Here is a 25,413-nt window from a genome sequence, read left to right as displayed (position 1 = left end):
TAATAAATAAAAAATGAACATTTCACCATTTAAAATTTTCAATGCAGAGAAAAGCAATCTCCCTACCAAAATTTTTGGTGGGGAGGCCAGTGGTATTAGGGATTGGGACAATATCAAATACCCTACTATGCTTGATATGAATAAAGCAATGTTTGCAGAGTATTGGATTGAGGATGAGATTAAACTTGGAAAAGATATTGAACAGTACAACACTAAACTTAGTGATCGAGAACGCTATGTCTACAATATATTAACTGGAATGTTAAACACCCTTGACTCAGTTGCTACGGATTTCAACATGTTTCTTTCGTTTGTTACCACAGACACTAGTGTTCGTTCAAATATTGCATTAATTAACGCATTTGAGGTTCTTCATAATCGATCTTATCAGTATCTCACATCTACAATGCTTAGTGAGGCACAAAAAAAGGAAGCATTTGAGGAGATTAAGGATATCCCTGTTCTTCAAGAAAGAAATAAGTTTTTATTTGATAAGATTCAAAAGTTTGTTGATGTTACAACTGAATATATTGTAAATAAGAAGAAAATCGATGATTATTTTCTTCAAGTTACTTTTGAAGCAATATTAGCTAATCAATGCTTAGAAGGAGTTTCTTTCACTGCTGCATTTGTTTACTTTCATTCACTAGCAAGAGATCAAAAAATGATTGGCTCAAATAATCTAGTAGTCCTCATAAAAGGTGATGAAGTTCAGCATTCTGAGTTTTATGGAACTCTAGTTCGAGCTATGATGGGTGAATACCCACAACTCAACACTGAGGTTAACCAAGAATATGCAGTCAACTTCTTGCGCGAATATGTTGAAATGGAGAAGATTTGGGCAAAGTATATCTTTAAAGGAATTGAAACATTTAGCCTTAGAGAATATAACAATTATGTAGAATATCTAGCAAATCTAATTGCAAGGAATGCTGGATTTACTGAACCATTTCCAGAGAATAAAGAACTGAAATCTCGGTGGATTGTCACATATGGAAGTAAGAAACGTGACAGTAGGGACTCGAAGCAAATTGTAACAAGGTCTGATTTTCTTCAAACAGATGCTCCGAATTACGAACATAGTTCTGGAGAGGATTATGACTACTAAGGCAATTTATTTTTACTCCTTAACTGGTAAGACTGAAGCTGCACTAGATAAGGTAGTTGATGTGAGAAAGGTTAAACTGAACAAAATTGATCCCAATGAATTCAGGTTCAATGATGAGAATGTTATTGTCATTGGCACTCCTACTTATGGCAGGGGTGCTCCTCCTGAATATTTCTTAGGCATACTCAAACAATTGAGACTGCTTAGGGGCAGGAAAATAGGGCTTTTTGGAAGTGGAAATACAGTGTATGGAGATGACTTTTGTGGAGCATTAGATGTATTGGAAGAGATGTTAAAAGAAAAAAATGAGATTATTTTTAAGATTAAATTTGAAGGGTATCCTTCATCCGAAGTTCAAAAATGTTTATCTGAACAAGTTAAAGGAGAATATCGTTGACTAAAGAACTGATTCTCGCTGGAGGAGAAATTTGTTTAGTCGATGACGAAGATTATGATTATCTAAACCAATGGACTTGGAGAGAAGATTGTGGATACGCAGTAAGAATAACAACTGTAAATGGTGAACGCATGAAGATAAGAATGCATCGCATTCTCATGAACTGTCCTGATGATTTAGAAGTAGATCATAAACAAAGAAAGCGACTTGACAATAGAAAAGAAAGGCTAAGAATCTGCACATCTCAAGAAAACTCATTTAATGTTGGAAAAGTTAATCCTGAAGATGCAACTTCGATTTATAAAGGTGTTTCGAAACGTGAAAGGGTTGGAGAAACTGGATGGAGAATGAGAGTGACAAGGGATGATTACTCAACATATGTTGATATGAATTTTAACAATGAAATTGCAGCAGCAAATGCATACAATTATTTCGCCATTAAATTACATGGAGAGTTTGCTGTATTAAATGACTGCCCTTTTATGGCTATGGAGTTGTGGGAAACTTTTAAAACGAGTAAGAAGAAAGCTGAAATTAATTCTAAATATATAGGTGTTGGTTGGAACAAGAAAAGAAGAAAATGGAGAGCATATGCCTTCAAGGATGGAAAACAAGTACATATTGGTTATTTCGAAACTGAATTGGAAGCAGCAGAGACCTATAATAAAAAATGTACTGAACTTGGATTCCCAATTGAAAAATTAAATATTATAACCAAATAAAAGGAGTGTTTCATAAGCTTGTCTATTAAAACTAATTATGAGTCTGTTCAAGAATTTCATCATGCATTTTCATACTCAATGCCAACTGAACCAACAGCAATGAGTAAGGAGATGATTCTAAATCGTATGAGTTTTGATGCTGAAGAAACAATAGAAATTCTTCATGCAACTTGCAGTTCTAAAAAGGAACTGAAAAAGCTATATAAAAAGTTAATGATTCGTATGGAAAGTTCGTTAAAGAAACAACTTAAAAAGGAATTTCCTCAAAGTATTCGTGAAAAACTTGTTGCTCAAACAGATGGCCTACTAGACAAAAAGTATTTTAATAATGGTGATTTCACGCTGGTTTCACTTAACCCTGATCCACTTTTTGAAATTGTTCACAATGCTAATATGAATAAATTACATAGTGATGGAAAGCCAAGATATGATGAATATGGAAAGATTATTAAACCTGAAGGTTGGGTTGCACCTGAACCACTATTAGAGGCGGAAATTCAAAGACAAATAGAATCTGCACAACAATAATTCATTCTATAGAGGACTGGTAAAAGTAGTACTCTAATATAACTTACAAGGGAGAGTCACATGTTTAAACTCAATCGTCAAGAACTAATCCAGTCTCAACGTATTATTTTAGGGGATTGGACTGAAGAAGATCTTCAAAACATTGAACTCGCGCTTCAACATCTTGAAAAGGAAACTGGAACAAAAATTGTTCAGAATGGTCGAGTTATCGCATTTCGTTCTACAGATGTAAATAGACTTTTTTCCTCTTTTAAGGCAGCTACATATCTTGGTAAGTATGATGATATGGCTAATATTAATCGATTTTTGAGTAAGATGGTTAAATCACATCATTCGTATGAGCCAATTAGAGGGGAGGAGATTGCTTTCCTATTCATTGGAGTAGGGAAGCCCAATTACGATCATCTGATTACATATTCTGCTGGACGGTATACACGTATTGCAGGTGGTCAACGTGCTAATTTACCTTGGGGTATTGAAGTTCCAGTTGAAACAAAGGACAAAGAGGGTTACATTAATCGCAATTGGCAACGTATTTTAGATGTAATCAATATCACTGGTAAAGGTGAAGGAACTCCTGAAATTAAAGAGCAGTTGCAAGCAGCACGTTCAGAACTTCCAGTTGGCTACATTATGCCTCCATTTATTTTTGAGTTCAGTGAAGAGGCTTTAGCAAAAAGTGTTTTTCGTCAAAGACTATGGGAACAGGGTGCTCAAGGGTCTACTGTAGACATTGTAAACGACATGTGGGAATGTTGCATTCAACTGGACAAAGAAAAATGGGAGACACTTTATGACTACCATGGACAGCACACAGTTGGTTGGGAAAAAGCAATGAGAACACTTCGAGATAAAGGTTACACAATAGATGATCTAAAAAATCAGTTTAAAGGTGTTTTGACTGATGACACTCATCTGTATGAAATTATCATGACCACAATTGGAAAGCCTCCTCGAACCATGTGGGATAAAATTAAATAAAATATTATAATTGACACTAAAAAAATGGCATGATATCATTGGGATAACTTAGAAATAGGTTATCCCAATTTTTATATTAAAGGAGGATTCGAATTGGAGAAACCCAATCTCAATTTCCAAAAGATTAAAATCAGTCCCCATGCTGATCTTCGATTCACACAGCGTTTGAGGGCAAAAAGCCTTGAAGAAAAATTGCAAATTTGCAAGTGTATTTTAGGTAATGCAAAGTACTACGGTTTGACCACTTGTGATAAAGGTAAAAGAGGGCATATGTTTGCAGATGTAAAAATGACGATCATTCTTCATGAAGACTTGGAAACAATTGTGACTGTATATGAAACAAAGAGTAAACAGTACATAGTGCAAACAGAACCAGAAAATCCTTTGCACGATAAATTGAAAAATCTTTATGAGACTGAGTTGCGTAGATATGAGCGAACTGAGCAAAGTAAATCGAGGAAGTTAGAGAGATTGAAGTTAGAGATAGAAATTGAAAAAGCAGAACTTAAGTATAAAATATACAAAACGAAATCACATTCAGTTAAGAACTCTTGTACAGCAAGGCTTCATGCAATAAATAATTACATTCATGATCATGAGAAGGAAATTAAGAAAATTCAAAATGACAAAAGAAAGATTGCTAGAGCCATGGCTTGCATTGTATAGGTAGAAGTCATTAAAACAAAAAATAATAAATACATATTAATACTGATCGTTTTCATTCTAATCATTTGCCTAACTTTTATCATTAAAACAATATACATTCAATTTTTTGCATCACCAGTCATGATGGCTATTATTTACTTGATTCTAAAAGATGAAATTACATATGACCAAGTTTTACTTAGAAAGCCAGATCTAAAGACTGCCTACAAAGTGTTCTGTTTTAGTCTTATTACACAGACAGCTACAAACTTCCTTTTAATATGGGTGTTTGGTAAACAAGAAACAAGATTTGATTTAGAAATATTGCTTCCTATTATTCCAGTCTATGCAGTATTGTTAGCACCAATTATTGAAGAAATAATCTTCAGGCATATCATTTTTGGTTGGATTCAAGGCTCGAAAGAGAAATTCTCAATCATAGGAGCTTTTATCAGCTCAACACTATTTGGAATCATGCATATGAATGTAATATTGTTTATTGGATACTTTGCAGTAGGATATATTCTTTGTTACTTTTACTTCAAGACAAAAAATGTTTTAGTTATTATATTGGCACATATAATGCTTAATTTCTTTGCCTTGATGAGTCAGTCTATACATATAGTTTTTGGAGGAGTTTAAAATGGAATACAAAAAAGTGAAATATGACAAACAATTAAATAATGAAGTATTGTTTGAAAAGGCGAAGTTAGGCTGTGATCATTCTAAAAATCTGTTGATTCAAAATAGCATTCCTCTTGTAGTTGCATTGGCAAAACGTTGGTCTAGAGTATCTACTTATACTGATATTGATGAATTAATCAGTATAGGGATGATTGGTCTAATGAAAGCTTATAGATATTTCGATCCAAGCAAAAAGAATAAATTTTCAACACTTGCTGGAACTGCTGTATGGCAACACTTTATTAACTTTGCAAGAAAATCAAAACGTTCAGTACGAACTAAGTATGATGCTGTGAGTTTTGATGTTGATGAATTATGTAATGAAGTATCATCTAGACATGAGACAATTACAGATGAGAAGAATATGGATGTTTATGTTGAGACGGAGAATAGAGTTTATAGTGAAACTTTACAAGTCTTCCTGAATTCAGAGATGTTTAATGAAAATGAGAAGATGGTAGCTAATGGTTACTTTATTAATGGAAAATCATTATCTGACATTGCAAGAGAGAACAATGTATCTAGGCAAAACATTCATCAGATGTATAAGCGATGCATTAGTAAGATTGCAAAAGATGGTAGAATGATTAGTTAATAGGTAATAAAAGACACTTTTCATGGGAGGAGGAACTACATATGAAATACTATCAATATTGTCCAGATTGTAAATTGGAGTCTATTGAGAACGAGGAAACAAAATCGCCAGTGAAAAGAAATCGATTTGGCACTGACGGTTGGGGACAACCTGTTAAATTTACAGAATGTACATGCGGAGGAATCAATAAAGGTTATTTATACTTAGATTACTATACTAGGCAAGGTGAATTAATAAATGACAAACTGCTACAATACCTCAAACATAGAATAAATCATTACATATAAAATACCTGTTTCAGGAGAGGATTAAAGTATATGTTTGAAATAAAAAATGAAAATACAATTGAGATAGATATTGATGAATGTGAAATGACCTGTGCAGGATGTCCTACAATATTCGATTTTGTAGATAGAAAAGGAGCAAGATATTACTTTCGTTTGAGACATGGTTTTGCATACATAGACTGCGAAGATAATAATGAAACTTTAATATCAGGTGATATGATTGGTTTCGATGGAGTTTGTTCATGGAATGATATTGTTCAATGGGCTAAGAATGAAGGAGTGCTGTTGAATTATTAATATGTTTCTAAGTAAGGAGTGTAAGCCAAGTGCCAATTTATCAAGGACATTTTTATTGCTATGAATGCAATCCAAATTACTTCATTGTGACAGAAAATACAGATATCCCAATCTGTGAGATTTGTAACAAGGTAATGTCAGGTGGATTTAGGGATGAATAATGAAAAACCTGTTATAAATTTGAATATTTATAATTGATAAAAAGGAATTGAAGGTGAGCATAATTCATAAACCAATTAGGACAACAAGAGTGGAGTTTGAAACAGAAGAAGAGATGAACAAGTTTCTTGAAAATTTGGGAAAGAAAGATTTGAGTGAAGAAATGAATCGAATGAGAGAAATGCTTAAGCTACATAGAAAAAATAGACAGGATGCGCAGTTAAATCTCTATATTTTTGCCATCAAAAAGAGAAGAAAATATTTGAGAAATATTCTATCTCAATTGGATACTTCAAACAGAGAAGTTCAACCGAAAATTTACAAGTCAATACGTCAAGGAATGCTTTCAGAGTTGTCTCTTATGGAATGTGTTTTTACTGAGATACAGGAAGGAAAGTTTGATATAGATAAAGCTTGGAATATAGAAGATTAATGAAGAACTATAAAATTCAGATTTCATAAGATCAAGAAATAGGAGGGAATCGAGTGAGTAAGGATATCCAACAACAAGTAATAGGGCTAAGAGATATAGCCCGTCAGGTAGATGCAAATTGGCTCGCAGGGTTTGTTAATAGAGTTGCGGATACCATGGAACAGCAGCAGAGGGAGATAGGGCGCAATAAAAGTAAAATCCAAATGCTCAGTGACGAGATACAGAGTTTCAAGAGCCTGATTAAGACTATCAACCTTGAAAAAAAAGAAATGGTAGCCGACAAGGATAGGGAGATTGCTAGATTGCGTCAAGGACTGTTGGAAGCAATAGAAAATTTAAATGTTGTTCTTGCATTCAAAAATCTGGCGTATGAGGTGGAAAGTACATCTCTTGGTGCAATTGAGGATATTAACGTTGTGCTATCCCCCAAGGAGGATAAAACAGATGACTGATGCCATCAATAGAAAGCATATTGAGAAATTCAGGGATATGGCGGAAGAGACCGTTCCTATTCTCGAAGAGCTACTTTTGCAGTGCTGGAGTACGGAAATCAAGTATTTTATGGGGTATTTGGGATGCCGGAGATGATAGATAAGCAACGACTAACGGGATTTTTGAAAGAATATTCCCGTTCAGACAGAAAGATTTTGAATGTAATTAATCTCATTGAGGAAGGTCATTTCGATGTGAAAAAACGCAAATGCACAGCCTGCAACGGCTCAGGACGCTATGACAGCCACGGATCGCCGCCATGTGGAGCGTGTGACGGAACGGGGGAGGAATCCGAATGACACAGAGGGAGTATAGGGGCCAGCACATTGACACAAAGGAATGGGTGTATGGTTGGTATCTTGTGGATGATCAGCAGAGCGAACCACGTCATTGTATTTGGACTCGGGAGAACGCTGGAGATTTTATTGCAAATAATTTAATACAGGTCGATCCCGATACAGTTGGGCAATATACGGGCGAAAAAGACAACGATAGCAGGGAGATTTTCGGAAATTCTCAGATTGAGATTAATTATAGGACTGAGGATGGATGGATGTCATACATTGATACAGTTGTTTTTGAGAACGGTAGTTACATTCTCAAAGGCGAAAAAGAATTGCTGCATGATGTGCTAATTCGTGATGTAGTAAAAGTCTTTGACCACCCTCAATTACTCAAGGGGGATACGGTATGACATGGAATGGATACAAACGAATTAACAAGACTAGGAAGCCGCATAGATGTGCAATTACTGGACAAACAATCCCAATTGGCTCAAGTTGCTGGAACTTTATTGGTGAGTTTGAGGGAGATTTTCAAAATTGGCATTGTACCGATCAAGCAAAGGAATATGCAGATAAATACGACAACGGCGAAGGTAGCTGGTCGTGTGAAGAAATTGGCGAATCTATGAGAGAAGGAGGTTTGTTGGTATGACACAACCTAAACAGGATGCAGTCAAAGTAAAGTTTTTGCGAGAGGTTGACGTCGAATTGCAAGATTCAAGCATTGATGAAGACAGCCGCAGGACATCATATACGGCGTGTGAGTGTATGAAATGCCTCTGGCAGTTTATCGGGGATTGCCAAAGATTCGGATATGGGTATACCAGCGAGGGCGTACAAATACCTAACTATTGCCCTATGTGTGGGAGCAAGTTTGAAGACGAATTACTAGAGGATGAAGGAGGGTCTTAGATGCTTACTAGGGAGCAGATGACCGAATGCCCACATTGCGAGTCGGATGAAGGGTATTATGAAAAACAATCAATGAGTGGAAATGGGACGGGAATATGTGATTGGTAGCGATGATTTGTGCAAAGAGTGCTACAAAGACTGGGAATCCGAAGGAGTGTTGGAGTAGATGGGCAAGGACAGCAATTGTGAGCATGAGAATATGGAAATGTACTATGCACCAATTGCAGGCGGTGGCGGAACTGTAGAAGAACCAATTGGGGAGAATCGTATCAAAGCAAGTCAAATAAAAAAAAGATTATTTCGCTAAGAAAAAATTAAACAACTAAACATTAAGTGGGTGAATCATTGTCTCATATAACTGTTTATGCAACGCCAATTCATAAGAAATGGAGGCATTTTTGGAAGCTTAAGAAGAAACTTGTGGAAGACCATGACTACAAACTTAATGGATACGGAGTGAGATGTACCAATCCATTAATCAGGCACAAATACACAATAAGTATTAAGTACAAAAAACGATTCAAATAAAATATACATTTCGTGAGGTGAAATTAATGGATCTGTGGGGAAAGCTTGAGCTACGAGGAAGAGAAGAGTTTAATTTGAGTGATGAATGGTTTATGTATGCTGCTGATGCAAGCAATAAAGACAATGTTTGCGAAATTAAATTTGCAAAGAAGAATGGAGCTAAATGGTTAACTGACAATGATTTCGTCGGAAAAGTTAAGTATATGGACTTACAATAAATGATGTATTTTATAAGGAGGCAGTGAGATCAATTGCTAACCGAATTTGGAAAGTTTGTTCGTAAACTTAGAATTGATAATGATGAATTGCTTAAACACATGGCAAATAAACTTGAAGTATCATCTTCCTATCTATCAGCAGTCGAAATAGGGAAATGTAATCTGCCTGATGAATGGAAAGAAGTGATCATTAATTCGTATAAATTAGATAATAAATCAAGTGATGAGATACTCAGAATCTTCGGGAGAAGAGGTGACACTGATAAAAAATGTAATTGAATTTATTGAACTATTAAAAGGAAGAAAATCTACAAGTGAGATAACAGCTTTTGAAATCACAGAAGAAATTTACTTGAATGGTGGTTGCTATAGACTATATCAGATTTTAAAACAGGTTTTTCCTGAAGCAGAAGCTTACAAAGTTGATTATCAAAGTAATAAAAATCGTAGAGATGTAGACGGAAATGATTTTATTCTATCTCATGTAGTCACAAAAATTAAAGATACATATTATGATATCCAAGGCGAGTTTTCGTTAGCCAATTCTTGCTACAAACGTATGACTAAAATGGAAGATTCCGATCATCAGGTAGCAGAAAAATTTTGTTATTCATTTACTCAAAGAGCTGCTATGCCATGTTGATTACCTTAAATTTTGAAGAATTAGGAGGTGATAATTAAAATGATCACTTTATTAATTATCTTTTCAGTTCTTTATTTGGGAATTGGTGTATGGTCATTAATTTTCTACATCAATGATTTTGTTATTGTTGAAACAAAAGAGAATAAATTCGATGGTCAAATGATCATTGTTATGCTTATGGCTTTATTTGTATCCCCTTTGTATTGGTTTTTAAGATACATATTTAAGCATAGCTTATGAAACATTAATTCTATGAGGTGAAAAATGGAGATTTTAAATACAGTTACAACTGAAACATCATCATCTGTACCATTTTGGATTTTTATTGTTGGAGTAATACTATTGATAATTGGGATCCTCTTTCTAGAACAGAAGGAGGGTGCAGGAATACTTCCTCTTCTCATTGGTGGTGCACTGATTTTTGGATCTTTAATGGTAGACACAGGCACTGAAATTCAACATGAAGTAATTTTAAAGGATGGATATGTTCTAAATGCAACAAAGTATGAAATCATTGAACAACGAGGGAGAATTTATCTGATTAAAGAAACTGGAGATGAACACAATAAATAAAATTTGATTTTCTTCTTCAAACGATCACAAGATATAGTTATTTTTTATCTCTAGATAACAGAAAATACATATATGTTGATATACTGATGAGCGTTATGTTATATTGGAATCAGGAACCAATAGAATATACGTTCGGAGGTACAAATTATTGCAGAGTCGCACAAAGCAAAAGTCCAGAATCAAAATTGACATCAAGAAACAACTTTCCGATCCAAAGCAGTATCAAATTGACAAAGTTTTATCACATAGTCTTTCTCAAAAATATGATGATGCAAAATCTGAATGGGAGTTAATCAATGCTCTTGATGAAACTTCAGAAGATTTTACAAATGTCTGTGGATTGTGTAACAACCCTCATTTGGTTTGTAACTTTGTTATACATAATCCTCATACAAATGTAACTTTGCATGTTGGATCAACTTGCATAATCAGGTTTGGATTAATAAAAGGAAATGTTGATGTTGAGTCTGGCAAAGCGATTTTGAAAAATTTTGTACGAGAAAAACAATTGCTAGATGAAATAAGAGGCTTAGTGAAGCTTGTAATGATACCTATGCCTGAATTTACAGACTTAAACGAGTTTTTAAAAGCTATGAAGACATACTTTGTATTAACTGGAACACGAGATCCGAATGTTGATCAATTAGGAGAAATTGTATTTGGGAGCAGAAAAGAAGAGATGTTCTCCAATTCAAATAATGTACGATGGCTGCTGAAGCTTTGGGAGAGTCCAGACTCAATTCCAGTAACAAGACCACAAGGTAAGGTCAAAAAAGATCCAGTTTACAAGGAAGGTTCAACATGGGGGCACAAAAAGAGAAGAGGAGCATTCATTTCAGATTCGTTTGGTCGTTCTAGAGAATTTAATGTTCAAAAATTTGTTGAGGATAAAAAAGAGAATAAATAAAGGAGGGGATTCCCCTCCTTGTAGATATTAAATAAATAATATCAAAATTTAATACTCCAACTTAGATTCCGATCCTTAAACTCGCCAGCCCTAAAGAAATTTCCAAACGTATCTCGATTAGGAAACCCATCTGGATGAGCATGATAGACAATCATTTTATGTGAACACTTATGACAGTAAGTCAATCTTGCATATTCAGGAATGTAATGTGATGCCTTATTGTTGCAAGCAATGCATTTGTAATGTAGTCGATAATGCTTTGTTCCATCTTCTCTAATTTTAATTCCTGTGTGAACAAATTCAGGCTGATCTCTAGTTTCTTTATAAGTGATTTCTAATTCTTTTTTATGTTCATTTAATCCATTAATTAACTCTTTTTTTATCTCATCAACATCTTTTTGTGGTAATTCTTCTTTGGTTTCTATTCCCATTGAATCAACTTGTGAGAAGAATGAAGTATATGCATCACCAACTTTTTGATAAGTTGATGTCATTTCAATAACATCAGTATCTACACCAAATAAATTAAATACTTTTTGAATGATAAGTAATTTTGTTTCATTATTTACTTCATTAATTTCTAATTCTGCTTTTTTGCCATTTCCATTATCTATTGAGATTTTTACATTAAGCAATAGTTTCACCTCCTTGATTTATTATAGAGAAGAGGTATCGAATGTACAATTATAAAGTTGAGCGTTACGATCTTGCTGATTATGAAGAGTATATTATTGAATCAAATGATATGAAATATGTTGAAAGTGAGGTGCTACGATTAAGTTCACTAGATGAGGGTCAATTTGCGTATCGAATGGAGACATGGAAGGATGATAAATTATTAAATGGTATGAGATTTTTTCAAAATGGAATTGAGTTAACAGATAGATTAAAAAAATCAATTGAAATAGGAAGTTAATAATTAAAATATGAAAATAAAATGATAGTTTAATTGGATTGAATAAATTATGAAAGGAGTGTAGGAAATTGTGTTTCTTCTGCAATTACCATAAGCACACCCATGAAAGTAACATATACGTTCCTGATAGCCCCGTAACCATTATGGACTACGTACATCGATCAAAGGAACTTGATCATAAGATATTAGCAAGCATTGAACATGGATATCAGGGACGTTATCTCAATACATATGACGTGGCTAAAAAAAATGGACTCAAGTTCATCTTTGGGACAGAGGCATATTGGGTTAAGAATAGGTTTGATAAGGATAAAACAAATGCTCATATCTGTTTATTTGCAAAATCGGAAAAAGGCAGACGAGACATTAATCGTATTCTGTCTGAGGCTAATATTAGTGGTTACTATTACAGACCAAGAGTTGATCTGAACTTGCTTTCAACACTTGATCCTAACGAGGTATTCATAACAAGTGCTTGCATAGCCTTCTGGCATTATGAAGATATAGAAGAAATCGTTCAAAAATTCAAGTCATATTTCGGTAAGAATTTTATGTTTGAAGTACAAGCACATAATACTGAGCCACAGAAAAATTTACATAGAAGGATTCTTGAACTGTCGCAAAAGTATGATATTGACCTTATAGCAGGGTGTGATAGCCACTTCATTTACCCTGAACAAAGTGCAGATCGTGATGATGTATTAGCGGCAAGCAAAATCTTTTACGAAGATGAAGTTGGTTGGTACATGGACTATCCAGATGGAGAAACACTATTTAAACGATTCCAAGAACAAGGTGTCCTTACCAATGATCAGATTAAAACTGCAATTAAGAATACACATGTATTTCTAGATTTTGATGATTATGATGAGAACAAAATTAAAGTATTCAGTAAAGATATCAAGCTACCTTCGATCTATCCTGAATTAACTCAGGAAGAAAAAAATGAAAAATATAAACAACTTCTAAACCAGCAATGGAAGATACATAGAGAAAAAATACCAAGAGAACAACATGGACAACACTTAGAAGAGATCCGAAAGGAAGGCCAAGTTATTATTAATACAGGTATGGCTGACTACTTCTTATTAGATTATGAGATTGTTAAAGATGCTGTTACAAATGGTGGTCAAATAACATCTACAGGAAGAGGATCTGGGGTATCTTTCTATACCAATACTCTGTTAGGATTCTCAAAAGTTAATCGAGTAACAGCGCCAGTTAAGCTATATCCAGAACGATTTATTAGTGAGAGTCGGATTTTGGAGACAAAATCTCTTCCTGATTTAGATCTTAATCTTGGAAATGTAGAAGTGTTTGCAAAATCACAAGAGAAAATTTTAGGAGAAGGTCATTCATACCCAATGATGGCTTTTGGTACTTTTAAGAGGAAATCAGCATTTAAAATGTATGCAAGGGCAAAGAATCTTGACTTTGAAATTGCTAATATAATTTCAAAACAGCTTGAGGATTATGAAAAGGACTTGAAGTATGCTGAGGATGACGAGAAAGATTTGATTGACGTTTATGATTATGTAGATGGAAAATATCATGGATTAATTAAAGATAGTGAAAAATATAGTGGTATCATATCTGACAAAAAACCGCATCCTTGTGCATACCTTCTTTATCAAGGTGATATTAAAGAAGAGATTGGCCTAATAAAACTAAAGAGTGAGTCAACAGGGAAAGAAGTTCTTGCAGCACTTATGGATGGAGACATTGCTGAAAAATTTAAGTTTTTAAAAAATGATCTCCTTAAAGTAGATGTGGTTAAATTGAATTACAAAATCTATGAACGAATTGGAATAGAAGTGCATACTGAACAAGAACTCTTGGATATTATTAGAGACAATCAAAAAGTATGGGATATTTACGAAAACGGATATACAATTGGAATCAACCAAGTTGAAAAGTATTCAACAACCCAAAAAGTAAAAAAATATAAACCAAAGAATATTTCGGAGCTTACAGCTTTTATCGCAGCAATACGACCATCATTTAAGTCCATGTACTCTATTTTCGAATCAAGGAAGCCATTTTCTTATAACATTCCAAACTTTGATTCAATTTTGCAAACTGAAGAAATGCCAAATTCATTTGTATTGTATCAAGAGCAGATGATGGCGACTCTGGCATATGCTGAATTCCCAAGTGATGAAACATACGGAATTATCAAGGCAATAAGCAAAAAGAAGCCAGAAGAAGTCATACCTCTCGAGGAAAGATTCTTAAAAGAATTTAGTAAGAGAATTATTTCTGAACAAAACTCAAGTCAAGAAGAAGCATCGTTGATGAGTAAGAAGGTTTGGACAATTATTGAGGATTCAGTAGACTACGGTTTTAATGCTTCACATGCTTATTCTGTAGCACTCGATTCTGCATATGGTGCATATCTTAAAAGTCACTATCCGATCTATTTCTATGAGACTATGTTGAGGCATTTTACTGAGAAAAAAAACAATAAAGAAAAAATAGCTAAACTTAAAACAGAAATGAAGAAAGCATTTAACATTATTGATGGAGGTATTAAATTTAGAAAAGATAATAGGGGATTTGTTGCAGATGAAGAAAACAATACGATTTTTGCAGATTTGTCTAGCATCAAATTCATGAGTTCAAACGTTGCCGAAGATTTGTTCGATGCTAAAGATAAACTATTCGAAACATTCATTGATTTACTGGTTTATTTAACTGAAAAAACTTGTCTTAATATTAGGAATATCGAGATTCTAATTCGTCTGAATTACTTCTCTGAGTTTGGCAGAACAAATGAACTTGTATCTATTTTTAATGAATTCTCATCTGGGAAAGATCAGTACAAGAAGACGTATGTTGAAAAAACTAAAATTAAACGTCTTGAAAACTTGAGAACTACTGAGTCTGAAATTAAACAAAATCTTCTGAAGAAAGATTTGCCTCCACAAACTCTTGTTATGTTCCAGAAGGAAGTCATGGGGTACTCTGATCTTAAGTATGAAAACTTGAATGAGTATTATGGCGTAATTGTAGAGATTGATACAACATATTCTCCAAAATTAACTGTCTACAATCTTCAAAATGGAGAAGAAGAAATCATCAAGATGAACAAAAAGTTGTTTAAAAAGAGTGGTCTTGAGATTGGATACTTAATCAAGAATTTAAATATTGAACTGAAAAATAAAAAGAAACCAGATGGAAATGGTGACTTTATTGAAACTGAAGACATTGAACCATGGCTTGTTGGTTGTACGATTTGTAATTAGACAACACACAAAACATTAGGAGGTAGTAATCATGTCAAATTTAGCAAGTAAGAAAACAAAAACAAGCAAAAAACTGTATCTCACTTACATAGATAACTCAGGTGATAAAATCACACTTTCATTCAGAAGTGAAAAATCAGCAGAGCAACATTTCAATAGAAATAAAATATCAATAAAAAGTATTAAATATAAATCTAATAAAAGACCAAGGAATCCAGATTTAATTGGATCTCTTTGGTCAATGAGTCCAATTTTGAAAGGAAGGACAACAAAAACAGGTGTTTCAAATGGATAAATTCATGGTTGAGTCAGAAATGAATTTTATGTATTCAGTTCAAAATTATCTAATAGGATACATCAATATTTATTTAGAGCATGGTCTAATTACAGAAGAACAAAAAGAAAAAATCAAAACATTTCATAATAGTAGAATTGATAATTATGTGGATTCTAGACTCAGAGGAGTGTGCAATGAGGAAAAGTAAAAGTAAAGGTAAAACTAGTGCAGGTAAAAAATTTGAAGAAGATTGGAAAGAGAGCTATTCAAAGATTCCTATTTTTTACTTGAGATTAAAAGATTCAGCAAAGTGGAATAGAGGTAATAAATCTTCATTTACGCCAGAAAATCCGTTTGATGCATTACAATTTCAAATGCCATTCATTTGGCTATTGGAATTGAAAAGTACTTCTGGAACAGGTGTAAGCTTTTATCCAAAAAGTCCTGATGAGAAGCCAGAAGGAACTACTTCACAGGTAATGATCAAACCAAATCAGGTTAAATCACTTTTGAATGCATGTGACATAGAAGGTGTAATTGCAGGATTTGTTGTTAATTTCAGACCAAGATCAACCAAGAAACTGAAATTTGAAAATGAAACATTTTTTATACATATAAGAGATTTTATGAAGTTTGCAAAAGAAACAGGTAAATCAGGTTTGAATAGAGATGATTGTCAAACAATTGGATTGAGAATTAATAGTAGAATTAAAAAAGTGAATTATAAGTACGACATAAAAAAGTTTGTAAAAGATTCATCACTGTTTTGCTTAAGTCGCAAATATATTAGTAGAGAAAAATTAATCGAAGTGAGAGATGAGATGGAAGAACTAATAAATGCCTACCTTTAATTAATGATTCGTTACACAATAATTATGAGGAGTAATGTGCTATAGAAAAACTACTAACACTACTAACAAATGAGATTAAAGAAAAACTTATAACTCTTCAATATAACATTGAAACACCAAGCTCAATTTATACAATTATAAAATATGATGATGACACACACGAAATAATAGAAACTTCAAAATCCTAAGAATATTAAAAAACGCCAACATGTGGGCGTTTTTTTAATGGACATCATTGCCATGATAATGGTATCATTTTTGTTATGAAAACAATATCATGATTAGGGAAGGGGATTTATGTGTTCAAAATAATTAATGATACAAATACAAATCAAACAATAAAAGCAGTTGCATATTGTCGTGTAAGTACAGGCTCTGAGGAACAGGAAACCTCATACAAAAATCAACAATCTTATTTCCAGCGGGAAATATCGATGAAAGAAGGATTTTCACTTTATCGTATTTATGCTGATAGAGGTATCAGTGGAACTTCGTTAAATAGACGTGAAGAATTTTCATTAATGCTTTATGATGCAGGACTCGATGAGACAAAAATAAGCCCCAAAAAGTCAGTATTTGTGGCAAGCCGTCGTGAACCTGTGTTTAATTGTATCTTTGTTAAAAACACAAGTCGTTTTGCTAGGAATGTATTAGTTATTGATATTTTGCGCGAATTACTCAAAAAAAATGTTTTTGTTTATTTCTTGGACATTAATCTAGTTTTCGATAGTATAGAAAAGGAGTTTATGCTTAACTTGTTTCTCAATTTTTCTCAACAAGAAAGTATAGACAAATCAGCTAAAGTTCGTTTTGGGCAAGAAGAGTCAGCTCGAAAAGGAGTAATTCAAACAACAAAAAATATTTATGGGTATCGTTATTCAACTGATACAAAACAATTGACAATCATAGAAGAGGAAGCAAAGATTGTTCGTAAAGTATTTAATCTATACGCAAAAGGTTTTGGAATTCGCCTAATATTGGAAAAGCTTAGTGAAGAAGGAGTAAAGTCTAGGAAAGGTAAAGACTTTGTGCCATCTTTCATTAAACGAATGCTAGACCAAGAAAAATATTATGGAACTTTAGTTCGCAATAAGTATGAAACTGGAGCAATCTTTAACAAGAAAACTCCAACTGTTAAAGATAAAAGTTTATGGTTTGTCCATGAAAATCGCGTGCCTGCCATAATTTCAAAAAAATTATTTGACCAATGCAAAGAAATTCGTGCTAGTAAAATAAATCATATAAATCAAAAAGGTATATACAGAGGTCAATCAGAGTTTGCAGGAAAAATATATTGTGGAAAGTGTGGCAGTGTTTATACGCGCAATATTGATGTAGAAAGAGCTTTTTACAATTGTTCTTTAAAGAAACAAAAAGGGACAAGTGCTTGCTCTAATATCAATGTCCAAGAGGAAACATTATACAAGCATATTGATGATATAGCCGAAAATGGACTAATTGCTGTATTTGTATCACAAAAGGAAAAACAGATTGCTGAATTCAAAAATCAAATTAATAAACTACTTAATCGCATTGATAGTCCTTCTGAAGAAGAAGTAAAAATTAAAAATCTCGAAATGGCTTCATTGAATAATGAAGAGTCGCGATTAATGCAATTATTTGTTAAAGGCACTTATAATGAAATGCAACTAGATGAAATGAAACTAGACATTGATGAAAGAAGAGAGGTCTTGCAAAACGAAATTTCTGAACTTTCTAAGACTAATGAAGATGTGTTTAAGCTAATCAACGAAACTGAAAAAAAGATTTCGAAGATAAGTTCTATGTCACTTAAGAGTAAATACAGCCGAGAAGAGATTATAGAACTTATATCGCGGTTCACTGTTTCAGAAAAAACAGTTGAATTTATTACAAAAAAAGATAAACGCAAATCATCAAGGCTTGAGTCGATAGTAACCTATGAATTTGCATTGTTTAACAACTTATTTTATAAATGATGTACTTATAGAACTTAGCATGACAATGTATCATAATGCCAAAATATTATGTTTGCCTGCGGCGGCAATCAGCATGGCCCTTTTGGCTTGATGCTGGCCGACAATGTCGGCAAAATCCTCTCGCTCGACTTGGATCGCCTCTTGGTTCGTTATGGACCATGCTTCGGAAGCTTCGGTTTCGAAAGAGGCCGCAGCCTCACGCAGCTGATCCCAATAAGGAGGCCCGTCTTTTTGCGGCCGCAGCTCCCGCAAGTGGCCCAGAACATAAACATCAAGCCCTGAAATCCAATCCGCTTCCCTGCGGTTGCCTAAAGGAAGCAGAACGCGGCCTGCTCCTGACCGTTTCGCCTGCTCCAACATGGCGAGCACACCTGGTACTGGCTTGATGCCCCCATTCAAGGACAGCTCGCCAATAAACAAAGTATCCCTCATCATTTCCTTTTCCAATTGTCCGCTTGCCGTTAAGATGCCAACGGCAATGGCCAAATCGAAAGCGGTTCCTTCCTTGCGCATATCGGCGGGCGCCAAATTGACCGTAATCCTGTCCATCGGAAAAGAGAAGCCGCTATTTTTCAGCGCGGCGCGTACCCGCTCAACCGACTCCCGCACGGCGGGGTCAGGCAATCCTACGATTGACACTTGGGGAAGCCCGCTGCTGATGTCCACTTCCACAGCTATGTTTCGGCCTTCCACACCTACTACGCTTGCGCTATGAGTCATGCTAAACACAAAAAAACACCTCCATCGACTTTGATTGTCCACAATGAAGGTGCTTCCCAATTGTTTATTTTATAAGTAATTTGGAACAAAAACCAATTGTCTACATCATATCGGCCGCTTAGTGTTCTGTCAACGACGCCTTAAAAAGGGCGATTATTTCATCCACTTTAGGCTATACTACTTGGCGTGACAGGCTTTAATCTCATTTTGAGATGAAATCCATATCAAAAAAGTTTGCGCTTTCAAAGAGAAATATAAGGTATCGGACAAGGAAAAGTGCTACAATAAAAAAGGTTTTTGTACATATGACTGATTCGAGTCTGTGAAATGGAGGATTTCAACAATGAATATCCACGAGTATCAAGGCAAAGCGGTGCTGAAGCAGTATGGTGTAGTCGTACCGGAGGGGAAAGTTGCATTCTCCGTTGACGAAGCTGTTGCGGCGGCAGAAGCGCTCGGAACACCTGTCGTTGTCGTAAAGGCGCAAATCCACGCCGGCGGACGCGGCAAGGCGGGCGGAGTTAAAGTAGCAAAAAGCTTGGATGAAGTGCGCGCTTATGCGAGCGAAATCCTAGGAAAAGTGCTTGTTACGCACCAAACAGGTCCTGAAGGCAAAGAAGTAAAACGTCTTCTGATCGAACAAGGCTGCGATATTAAAAAAGAATATTACATCGGCGTCGTTCTTGACCGCGGCACAGGCCGTGTAACGTTGATGGCATCCGAAGAGGGCGGCACGGAAATCGAAGAAGTGGCCGAGCATTCCCCTGAGAAAATTTTCAAAGAAGTCATCGATCCCGCTGTCGGCATGCAAGCATTCCAAGCGCGCAAGCTGGCTTATGCGATCAATATTCCGGGCGAGCTGGTTAACAAAGCCGTTAAGTTCATGCTGGCTCTATATACGGCATTCGTAGAAAAAGATTGTTCTATTGCTGAGATCAATCCGCTTGTCGTTACAGGCGACGGCAATGTGATGGCGCTTGACGCGAAGCTGAATTTCGATTCCAACGCGCTTTACCGTCACAAAGACATCGTTGAGCTGCGCGACTTGGAAGAAGAAGACGCAAAAGAAATCGAAGCGTCCAAATTCGACCTTAGCTACATTGCACTTGACGGCAACATCGGCTGTATGGTTAACGGTGCCGGCCTTGCGATGGCAACGATGGATATTATTAAATACTACGGCGGCGACCCTGCCAACTTCCTTGACGTTGGGGGCGGTGCTACAAAAGAGAAAGTAACGGAAGCGTTCAAAATCATCCTGTCTGACGAAAAAGTAAAAGGCATCTTCGTTAACATTTTCGGCGGCATCATGAAATGCGACGTTATCGCAGAGGGCGTTATTGCCGCTGCCAGAGAACTGGGTCTGGACCGTCCGCTTGTCGTTCGTCTGGAAGGAACAAACGTGGAGCTTGGCAAAAAGCTTCTTAACGAATCCGGCCTGAACATTGTCGCAGCAGACTCGATGTCCGACGGCGCGCAAAAAATTGTCGCACTCGTAAAATAAAGCCGCTCGGCTCATGCGGCTGACGATACGCATACGAATACAATCAGGGGATGTGAGTGAAGTTGAGTATTTTGGTCAATAAGGATACAAAAGTAATTACTCAAGGCATTACAGGCGCAACAGGCTTGTTCCATGCAAAAGGCGCATTGGAGTACGGCACGCAAATGGTAGGCGGCGTTACGCCAGGCAAAGGCGGCACAAATGTCGACATTACGCTGGAAAACGGCTCCGTCGTTTCCCTTCCCGTTTTTAATACAGTTCTAGAAGCTAAAAAAGCAACAGACGCCAACGCATCCGTTATTTACGTTCCGCCAGCTTTCGCGGCAGACGCAATTATGGAAGCGGTAGACGCTGAGCTGGACCTCGTAATTTGTATTACTGAAGGCATTCCAGTGCTGGATATGGTCAAAGTGAAGCGCTACATGGACGGCAGCAAAACGGTTCTGATCGGACCTAACTGCCCAGGCGTTATTACTCCAGGCGAATGCAAAATCGGCATTATGCCGGGCTACATTCACTCCGTAGGACATGTAGGCGTTGTTTCCCGCTCCGGAACGCTCACTTACGAAGCGGTACACCAGCTTACAACTCGCGGAATCGGCCAATCATCCGCTGTCGGCATCGGCGGTGACCCGGTTAAAGGTTCCGAGTTTATCGACATTTTGAGCCGTTTCAACGATGACCCGGACACTTATGCGGTAATCATGATCGGCGAAATCGGCGGTACGGCTGAAGAAGAAGCGGCTGAGTGGATTAAAGCGAACATGACGAAACCTGTCGTTGGCTTCATCGGCGGCGCAACGGCGCCTCCAGGCAAGCGGATGGGTCATGCTGGCGCGATCATCTCCGGCGGCAAAGGCACAGCGGCAGAAAAAATCGCTACGCTTGAGGCTTGCGGCGTCAAAGTAGCTCCGACACCTTCCGACATGGGCTCGACTCTTGTAAGTGTGCTTGAAGAAAAAGGCCTTTTGGAAAAGTGTACGACAATTAAATAATCGAAGCTAAATTCGATAAGGTAGGCAACCTTTAGATCACCTTTTGCAGGTGTTCGGAAGGTTGCCTTTTTGCATGGCATGGAGTCTATTTTTACGGTTGACTTGCATTCTGCCGCTCTGTAACGCAAAATAGATAGGGATGCGAGCTGACCCTACGAAGAGAGGGTTGGTATTGATGGACCAGGAACAGATGTTGTGCAGGAGAATGGTTATCGCTTTTTATGAATTGCCAGGCATTGGCTGGCACGCCATCGATAAGGCCGTCCGCCACAGGTTGTGGAGGAAGAGTCATTGGACGGTGGATGATTTAACTGCGATAGGATTTAGACGAAACCAAGCTGAAGCTGCTGTCGCTCTTTATAAACGGCGGCCGTGGATGCTGACGGAGGAATCGTCGCAAGCTGTGCAGAATATAGGAGCTTGTGCATTAACGCCATTTGATTCATCTTATCCTGCTGTTTTGCGCGAAATTGCGCAGCCGCCTTGGGTTTTATATGCAAGGGGCCGAATGGAACTGCTGGAACGTCCCGCCGTAGCCATGGTTGGAACAAGAGCCCCGACCGCTTATGGCAGGCATACCGCTTATTCCATGGCTCAGGAGCTCTCTAAGGCGGGTATTTCTGTCGTCAGCGGATTGGCCCGCGGCGTAGACTCCAAAGCTCATGAGGCGGCTCTGGAGGGCTTAGGAAGCACGATAGCGGTTTTACCCACCCCGATTAACACTTGCTATCCTCCCGAAAACCGGTCGCTGTTCCAAAAAATTGCGGAAGAAGGCCTTCTTGTATCGGAGACTCCAATTGGCACCCCTCTTCATCGAGGACAATTTCATCAACGCAACCGTATTATTGCTGCTTTGTCCAGGGCGACGATTGTTGTGGAAGGGGCGAAGAAGAGCGGATCGCTCATCACCGCAAAACATGCGGCGGAAATGGATCGTGAGTTGTTTGCCGTTCCGGGGCCGATATCATCTGCCAAAAGCGAAGGACCAAACGATTTGATTCGAGAGGGCAAGGCCATATTGCTCAGCGATGTTGGACAAATTTTTCATGAGCTTCCGTGGCTGCGGGAAGCCATTGCAGACACCGTCTTAACGCTTCAACTCGGCTTTGACAGCGGGAAAATCGAGGAGCTCCGGCTTAGCTCGGAGGAGCGCAAAGTGATCGATTTGCTCCGTGACCGTCCATTGTCGATTGATGAATTGCACGAGCTTGCTTCGATTCCGTTTGGACTTTTGAATTCACTTCTGCTAAATTTATGTATAAAACGGAAAATCGAGCTTCAGCCCGGTTCCATATATATAGCATTGTAACTTGTCGCAAAGAGAGGAGGCACCTCGTATGGCAGATTCTTTAGTCATAGTCGAATCACCGGCCAAAGCTAAAACGATCGGAAAATACTTAGGCAGCAAATATATTGTAAAAGCGTCTATGGGCCACATTCGAGATTTGCCTAAAAGCCAGATTGGCGTAGAGGTTGAAAATGATTTTAATCCCAAATACATTACGATTCGCGGAAAAGGCAGCGTCCTCAAAGAACTGAAGGATGCCAGCAAAAAAGTGAAAAACGTCTATCTGGCGGCTGACCCGGATCGCGAAGGGGAAGCTATCGCATGGCATTTGGCGCATTACTTGGAGCTGAATGAAAAGGACACATGCAGGGTTGTATTTAATGAAATTACGAAACAAGCGGTCAAAGATGCGTTTAAGAGTCCGAGAAAAATAAATATGGATTTGGTCAACGCTCAACAGGCCCGTCGTATTTTGGATAGGCTAGTGGGCTACAAAATCAGTCCATTATTATGGAAGAAAGTAAAAAAAGGATTGTCCGCAGGCCGTGTTCAGTCGGTTGCCGTAAAGCTGATTATCGACCGTGACAATGAAATCGACGCTTTCGAGCCGGAAGAGTATTGGTCCATTACTGCAAAGCTGATGTATAACGGCGTTGCTTTGGAAGCCAAATATCACTCCATCCAAGGCCAAAAAAGGGAGCTTGGCAAAGAAGCCGACGTTCAAGAAGTGCTTCAGGCTATGGGCAGCCATTCTTTCCGTGTCATCGAAGTGAAAGAAAAGGAAAGGCTGCGCAATCCGGCCCCCCCGTTTATTACGAGCTCGCTGCAGCAGGAAGCAGCCAGAAAAATCGGCTACCGCGCATCCAAGACGATGTCTGTAGCCCAGCAGTTGTATGAAGGGGTCGAGCTTGGAAAAGAGGGAACCGTCGGTCTCATCACATACATGAGAACGGACTCCACTCGCATTTCTCCTGTAGCTCAAGAGGAAGCCAAAACGTACATTTCCGAAAAATACGGAGCGGATTATTCGCCGGAGCAGCCTAGAGTGTATACGAAGAAAAACAGCAACGCCCAAGACGCTCACGAGGCAATCCGGCCAACTTCCATCTACCGTGATCCGGAATCTATGAAACCGTTTTTGTCCAGAGATCAATTTCGCCTTTATAAGCTAGTTTGGGAACGGTTCGTGTCCAGCCAAATGTCGTCCGCCGTTTTGGATACGATGACGGTCGATATGGAAGCGGGAGAGGCCGTATTTAGAGCCAACGGCTCCAAAGTGAAGTTTGCCGGCTTTATGAAAGTTTATGTGGAGGGCAACGACGACGGTACGGTGGAAGAGCATAAGTTTTTGCCGCCGCTTGTCGTTGGAGACGCTGTGGAGACGGAAGCAATTGAGCCGAAGCAGCATTTCACTCAGCCGCCACCCCGTTATACGGAAGCGCGGCTTGTACGAACGCTGGAGGAGCTTGGCATAGGACGCCCAAGCACGTACGCGCCGACGCTGGAGACGATTCAGAAGCGTGGTTACGTAGCCATTGAAGAGAAAAAGTTTATTCCGACGGAGCTTGGCGAATTGGTCATCCAGCTGATGGAGGAATTTTTCCCGGAAATATTGGACGCCGAATTTACGGCGAATATGGAAGGCAACCTCGACCACGTCGAAGAGGGCACGGAAGATTGGGTCAAAGTGCTGGCCAATTTTTACGAATCGTTCGAGAAGCGGCTTGAATTCGCCGAGGACGAAATGAAAGAAATCGAAATTCAAGACGAAGTGTCCGACGAACTGTGTGAAAAATGCGGCCGGCATCTCGTTTACAAGATGGGACGATTCGGCAAGTTTCTGGCTTGTTCGGGCTTCCCGGAATGCCGCAATACAAAGCCGATTGTGAAAGATATCGGAGTTACTTGTCCGAAATGCCGAGAAGGCAAAATTATCGAGCGCCGCAGCAAAAAGGGCCGTATTTTTTACGGTTGCGATCAATACCCCGGCTGCGATTACGTATCTTGGGATAAACCGACGAACAAGCCATGCCCTAGCTGCGAGACGATGCTTGTCGAGAAACGAAGCAGAACCGGGGCTAAGCTGCAATGTCCGTCCTGCGATTATTCAGAGGAAGTTTTGGAAGAGGAAACAGAGGATCAGGAATAAAACCGGAACGGTTCACAAAATAGCCTGAGCCTGCATATCGCACCCGCTGCCTACACGTCCTCCCTTCATAGGGAGGATGATGTTGTTATAGAGACGGTTGCGGCAATGCGTTTCGGG

The 25,413-nt window shown here is 37.8% G+C and carries 33 protein-coding genes; 31 read left to right on the top strand and 2 right to left on the bottom strand.

Annotation, left to right across the window (positions count from 1 at the left end; all coding sequences use genetic code 11):
- Positions 1–13 precede the first annotated feature (13 nt).
- From ACFQZE_RS06395 to ACFQZE_RS06290, 22 genes are all read left to right on the top strand, one after another.
- Positions 14–1,108 carry a ribonucleotide-diphosphate reductase subunit beta gene (locus tag ACFQZE_RS06395; protein WP_379354808.1) on the top strand — a complete coding sequence of 365 codons (1,095 nt, stop codon included), beginning with the start codon at positions 14–16 and terminating at the stop codon, positions 1,106–1,108.
- Positions 1,098–1,505: a flavodoxin domain-containing protein gene (locus ACFQZE_RS06390; protein ID WP_379354806.1), complete on the top strand. Its 408-nt coding sequence runs from the start codon at positions 1,098–1,100 to the stop codon at positions 1,503–1,505. The genes ACFQZE_RS06395 and ACFQZE_RS06390 overlap by 11 nt, the downstream gene beginning before the upstream one ends.
- On the top strand, positions 1,502–2,227 hold the full coding sequence (locus tag ACFQZE_RS06385) for an HNH endonuclease family protein (protein WP_379354804.1): 726 nt from the start codon (positions 1,502–1,504) through the stop codon (positions 2,225–2,227). Before ACFQZE_RS06390 ends, ACFQZE_RS06385 begins: the two co-directional genes overlap by 4 nt.
- 18 nt (positions 2,228–2,245) lie before the next feature.
- A complete protein-coding gene (locus ACFQZE_RS06380) occupies positions 2,246–2,755 on the top strand; it encodes a pyrophosphohydrolase domain-containing protein (RefSeq protein WP_379354802.1) in 510 nt (169 codons plus the stop codon).
- 60 nt (positions 2,756–2,815) lie between these two features.
- The gene (locus tag ACFQZE_RS06375) at positions 2,816–3,736 is read left to right on the top strand and encodes a hypothetical protein (RefSeq protein WP_379354800.1); all 921 of its coding nucleotides are present in this window, start codon (positions 2,816–2,818) and stop codon (positions 3,734–3,736) included.
- A gap of 93 nt (positions 3,737–3,829) precedes the next feature.
- Positions 3,830–4,402 (top strand): hypothetical protein, encoded by a 573-nt coding sequence (locus ACFQZE_RS06370; protein WP_379354798.1) that lies wholly within the window; start codon positions 3,830–3,832, stop codon positions 4,400–4,402.
- A gap of 120 nt (positions 4,403–4,522) precedes the next feature.
- A complete protein-coding gene (locus tag ACFQZE_RS06365) occupies positions 4,523–5,023 on the top strand; it encodes a CPBP family intramembrane glutamic endopeptidase (protein WP_379354796.1) in 501 nt (166 codons plus the stop codon).
- Position 5,024: 1 nt separating this feature from the next.
- Positions 5,025–5,660: a sigma-70 family RNA polymerase sigma factor gene (locus ACFQZE_RS06360; RefSeq protein WP_379354794.1), complete on the top strand. Its 636-nt coding sequence runs from the start codon at positions 5,025–5,027 to the stop codon at positions 5,658–5,660.
- Positions 5,661–5,701: 41 nt separating this feature from the next.
- The gene (locus ACFQZE_RS06355; RefSeq protein ID WP_379354792.1) at positions 5,702–5,947 is read left to right on the top strand and encodes a hypothetical protein; all 246 of its coding nucleotides are present in this window, start codon (positions 5,702–5,704) and stop codon (positions 5,945–5,947) included.
- Positions 5,948–5,977: 30 nt separating this feature from the next.
- On the top strand, positions 5,978–6,244 hold the full coding sequence (locus ACFQZE_RS06350) for a hypothetical protein (RefSeq protein ID WP_379354790.1): 267 nt from the start codon (positions 5,978–5,980) through the stop codon (positions 6,242–6,244).
- Between the two features lie 214 nt (positions 6,245–6,458).
- Complete coding sequence (locus tag ACFQZE_RS06345) at positions 6,459–6,836, top strand: hypothetical protein (protein ID WP_379354788.1); 378 nt, start codon at positions 6,459–6,461, stop codon at positions 6,834–6,836.
- A 53-nt stretch (positions 6,837–6,889) separates the two neighbouring features.
- Entirely contained in the window at positions 6,890–7,288 is a 399-nt protein-coding gene (locus ACFQZE_RS06340) for a hypothetical protein (protein ID WP_379354786.1), read from the top strand.
- Positions 7,281–7,424: a hypothetical protein gene (locus ACFQZE_RS06335; RefSeq protein WP_379354784.1), complete on the top strand. Its 144-nt coding sequence runs from the start codon at positions 7,281–7,283 to the stop codon at positions 7,422–7,424. The genes ACFQZE_RS06340 and ACFQZE_RS06335 overlap by 8 nt, the downstream gene beginning before the upstream one ends.
- Before the next feature lie 199 nt (positions 7,425–7,623).
- Positions 7,624–8,022: a YopX family protein gene (locus ACFQZE_RS06330; protein ID WP_379354782.1), complete on the top strand. Its 399-nt coding sequence runs from the start codon at positions 7,624–7,626 to the stop codon at positions 8,020–8,022.
- Positions 8,019–8,264 (top strand): hypothetical protein, encoded by a 246-nt coding sequence (locus ACFQZE_RS06325; RefSeq protein ID WP_379354780.1) that lies wholly within the window; start codon positions 8,019–8,021, stop codon positions 8,262–8,264. Before ACFQZE_RS06330 ends, ACFQZE_RS06325 begins: the two co-directional genes overlap by 4 nt.
- A 426-nt stretch (positions 8,265–8,690) precedes the next feature.
- A complete protein-coding gene (locus ACFQZE_RS06320) occupies positions 8,691–8,831 on the top strand; it encodes a hypothetical protein (RefSeq protein WP_379354778.1) in 141 nt (46 codons plus the stop codon).
- 247 nt (positions 8,832–9,078) lie between these two features.
- A complete protein-coding gene (locus ACFQZE_RS06315) occupies positions 9,079–9,270 on the top strand; it encodes a hypothetical protein (RefSeq protein WP_379354776.1) in 192 nt (63 codons plus the stop codon).
- Positions 9,271–9,303: 33 nt separating this feature from the next.
- A complete protein-coding gene (locus tag ACFQZE_RS06310; protein ID WP_379354774.1) occupies positions 9,304–9,549 on the top strand; it encodes a hypothetical protein in 246 nt (81 codons plus the stop codon).
- Positions 9,524–9,913: a hypothetical protein gene (locus ACFQZE_RS06305; protein WP_379354772.1), complete on the top strand. Its 390-nt coding sequence runs from the start codon at positions 9,524–9,526 to the stop codon at positions 9,911–9,913. The genes ACFQZE_RS06310 and ACFQZE_RS06305 overlap by 26 nt, the downstream gene beginning before the upstream one ends.
- Positions 9,914–9,952: 39 nt before the next feature.
- Positions 9,953–10,153, top strand: a complete 201-nt coding sequence (locus ACFQZE_RS06300; protein WP_379354770.1) for a hypothetical protein — start codon at positions 9,953–9,955, stop codon at positions 10,151–10,153.
- A gap of 24 nt (positions 10,154–10,177) precedes the next feature.
- Positions 10,178–10,486, top strand: a complete 309-nt coding sequence (locus ACFQZE_RS06295; RefSeq protein ID WP_379354768.1) for a hypothetical protein — start codon at positions 10,178–10,180, stop codon at positions 10,484–10,486.
- Positions 10,487–10,634: 148 nt separating this feature from the next.
- The gene (locus tag ACFQZE_RS06290) at positions 10,635–11,393 is read left to right on the top strand and encodes a hypothetical protein (RefSeq protein WP_379354766.1); all 759 of its coding nucleotides are present in this window, start codon (positions 10,635–10,637) and stop codon (positions 11,391–11,393) included.
- A gap of 41 nt (positions 11,394–11,434) precedes the next feature.
- Here the strand turns inward: ACFQZE_RS06290 and ACFQZE_RS06285 are convergent, their stop codons facing one another.
- On the bottom strand, positions 11,435–12,028 hold the full coding sequence (locus tag ACFQZE_RS06285) for a hypothetical protein (RefSeq protein WP_379354764.1): 594 nt from the start codon (positions 12,026–12,028) through the stop codon (positions 11,435–11,437).
- 41 nt (positions 12,029–12,069) lie between these two features.
- On the opposite strand from ACFQZE_RS06285, the gene ACFQZE_RS06280 reads away from it, so the two are divergent.
- From ACFQZE_RS06280 to ACFQZE_RS06260, 5 genes are all read left to right on the top strand, one after another.
- The gene (locus tag ACFQZE_RS06280) at positions 12,070–12,309 is read left to right on the top strand and encodes a hypothetical protein (protein WP_379354762.1); all 240 of its coding nucleotides are present in this window, start codon (positions 12,070–12,072) and stop codon (positions 12,307–12,309) included.
- Positions 12,310–12,377: 68 nt separating this feature from the next.
- Positions 12,378–15,554 (top strand): PHP domain-containing protein, encoded by a 3,177-nt coding sequence (locus ACFQZE_RS06275; protein ID WP_379354760.1) that lies wholly within the window; start codon positions 12,378–12,380, stop codon positions 15,552–15,554.
- A 31-nt stretch (positions 15,555–15,585) separates the two neighbouring features.
- Positions 15,586–15,849, top strand: coding sequence for a hypothetical protein (locus ACFQZE_RS06270; protein ID WP_379354758.1), 264 nt, complete (start codon positions 15,586–15,588; stop codon positions 15,847–15,849).
- Positions 15,850–16,025: 176 nt separating this feature from the next.
- The gene (locus tag ACFQZE_RS06265) at positions 16,026–16,682 is read left to right on the top strand and encodes a hypothetical protein (protein ID WP_379354756.1); all 657 of its coding nucleotides are present in this window, start codon (positions 16,026–16,028) and stop codon (positions 16,680–16,682) included.
- Positions 16,683–16,981: 299 nt separating this feature from the next.
- Positions 16,982–18,640, top strand: a complete 1,659-nt coding sequence (locus ACFQZE_RS06260; RefSeq protein WP_379354754.1) for a recombinase family protein — start codon at positions 16,982–16,984, stop codon at positions 18,638–18,640.
- Positions 18,641–18,670: 30 nt separating this feature from the next.
- On the opposite strand, the gene ACFQZE_RS06255 is transcribed toward ACFQZE_RS06260, so the two are convergent.
- Complete coding sequence (locus ACFQZE_RS06255) at positions 18,671–19,360, bottom strand: magnesium chelatase domain-containing protein (RefSeq protein WP_379355542.1); 690 nt, start codon at positions 19,358–19,360, stop codon at positions 18,671–18,673.
- 343 nt (positions 19,361–19,703) lie between these two features.
- Here ACFQZE_RS06255 and sucC point away from each other — a divergent pair, with 343 nt between their 5' ends.
- The 4 genes from sucC (at position 19,704) to topA (ending at position 25,296) form a co-directional block, all read left to right on the top strand.
- Complete coding sequence (gene sucC / locus ACFQZE_RS06250) at positions 19,704–20,864, top strand: ADP-forming succinate--CoA ligase subunit beta (protein WP_379354752.1); 1,161 nt, start codon at positions 19,704–19,706, stop codon at positions 20,862–20,864.
- 62 nt (positions 20,865–20,926) lie between these two features.
- The gene (sucD, locus tag ACFQZE_RS06245) at positions 20,927–21,859 is read left to right on the top strand and encodes a succinate--CoA ligase subunit alpha (RefSeq protein ID WP_379355540.1); all 933 of its coding nucleotides are present in this window, start codon (positions 20,927–20,929) and stop codon (positions 21,857–21,859) included.
- A 175-nt stretch (positions 21,860–22,034) separates the two neighbouring features.
- Positions 22,035–23,168 (top strand): DNA-processing protein DprA, encoded by a 1,134-nt coding sequence (gene dprA / locus ACFQZE_RS06240; RefSeq protein WP_379354750.1) that lies wholly within the window; start codon positions 22,035–22,037, stop codon positions 23,166–23,168.
- A gap of 28 nt (positions 23,169–23,196) precedes the next feature.
- Positions 23,197–25,296, top strand: a complete 2,100-nt coding sequence (topA, locus tag ACFQZE_RS06235) for a type I DNA topoisomerase (protein ID WP_379354748.1) — start codon at positions 23,197–23,199, stop codon at positions 25,294–25,296.
- Positions 25,297–25,413 lie beyond the last annotated feature (117 nt).

The organism is Paenibacillus sp. GCM10027627, from assembly GCF_042675505.1.
Taxonomy (GTDB): Bacteria; Bacillota; Bacilli; order Paenibacillales; family Paenibacillaceae; genus Pristimantibacillus.
The sequence above is the reverse complement of the archived record's forward strand: the minus strand, read 5'-3'. Positions and strand labels throughout refer to the sequence as shown.

Excerpts from the sequence above, each read along its gene's own strand:
- ACFQZE_RS06335 (WP_379354784.1), top strand. The coding sequence starts at position 7,281 with ATGACTGATGCCATCAATAGAAAGCATATTGAGAAATTCAGGGATATG.
- ACFQZE_RS06295 (WP_379354768.1), top strand. The coding sequence starts at position 10,178 with ATGGAGATTTTAAATACAGTTACAACTGAAACATCATCATCTGTACCA.
- ACFQZE_RS06265 (WP_379354756.1), top strand. The coding sequence starts at position 16,026 with ATGAGGAAAAGTAAAAGTAAAGGTAAAACTAGTGCAGGTAAAAAATTT.
- ACFQZE_RS06330 (WP_379354782.1), top strand. The coding sequence starts at position 7,624 with ATGACACAGAGGGAGTATAGGGGCCAGCACATTGACACAAAGGAATGG.
- ACFQZE_RS06355 (WP_379354792.1), top strand. The coding sequence starts at position 5,702 with ATGAAATACTATCAATATTGTCCAGATTGTAAATTGGAGTCTATTGAG.
- ACFQZE_RS06390 (WP_379354806.1), top strand. The coding sequence starts at position 1,098 with ATGACTACTAAGGCAATTTATTTTTACTCCTTAACTGGTAAGACTGAA.
- ACFQZE_RS06255 (WP_379355542.1), bottom strand. The coding sequence starts at position 19,360 with ATGACTCATAGCGCAAGCGTAGTAGGTGTGGAAGGCCGAAACATAGCT.
- dprA (WP_379354750.1), top strand. The coding sequence starts at position 22,035 with ATGGACCAGGAACAGATGTTGTGCAGGAGAATGGTTATCGCTTTTTAT.
- topA (WP_379354748.1), top strand. The coding sequence starts at position 23,197 with ATGGCAGATTCTTTAGTCATAGTCGAATCACCGGCCAAAGCTAAAACG.
- ACFQZE_RS06375 (WP_379354800.1), top strand. The coding sequence starts at position 2,816 with ATGTTTAAACTCAATCGTCAAGAACTAATCCAGTCTCAACGTATTATT.
- ACFQZE_RS06270 (WP_379354758.1), top strand. The coding sequence starts at position 15,586 with ATGTCAAATTTAGCAAGTAAGAAAACAAAAACAAGCAAAAAACTGTAT.
- sucC (WP_379354752.1), top strand. The coding sequence starts at position 19,704 with ATGAATATCCACGAGTATCAAGGCAAAGCGGTGCTGAAGCAGTATGGT.
- ACFQZE_RS06325 (WP_379354780.1), top strand. The coding sequence starts at position 8,019 with ATGACATGGAATGGATACAAACGAATTAACAAGACTAGGAAGCCGCAT.
- ACFQZE_RS06315 (WP_379354776.1), top strand. The coding sequence starts at position 9,079 with ATGGATCTGTGGGGAAAGCTTGAGCTACGAGGAAGAGAAGAGTTTAAT.
- ACFQZE_RS06320 (WP_379354778.1), top strand. The coding sequence starts at position 8,691 with ATGGGCAAGGACAGCAATTGTGAGCATGAGAATATGGAAATGTACTAT.
- ACFQZE_RS06365 (WP_379354796.1), top strand. The coding sequence starts at position 4,523 with ATGATGGCTATTATTTACTTGATTCTAAAAGATGAAATTACATATGAC.
- ACFQZE_RS06280 (WP_379354762.1), top strand. The coding sequence starts at position 12,070 with ATGTACAATTATAAAGTTGAGCGTTACGATCTTGCTGATTATGAAGAG.
- ACFQZE_RS06350 (WP_379354790.1), top strand. The coding sequence starts at position 5,978 with ATGTTTGAAATAAAAAATGAAAATACAATTGAGATAGATATTGATGAA.
- ACFQZE_RS06300 (WP_379354770.1), top strand. The coding sequence starts at position 9,953 with ATGATCACTTTATTAATTATCTTTTCAGTTCTTTATTTGGGAATTGGT.
- ACFQZE_RS06360 (WP_379354794.1), top strand. The coding sequence starts at position 5,025 with ATGGAATACAAAAAAGTGAAATATGACAAACAATTAAATAATGAAGTA.
- ACFQZE_RS06395 (WP_379354808.1), top strand. The coding sequence starts at position 14 with ATGAACATTTCACCATTTAAAATTTTCAATGCAGAGAAAAGCAATCTC.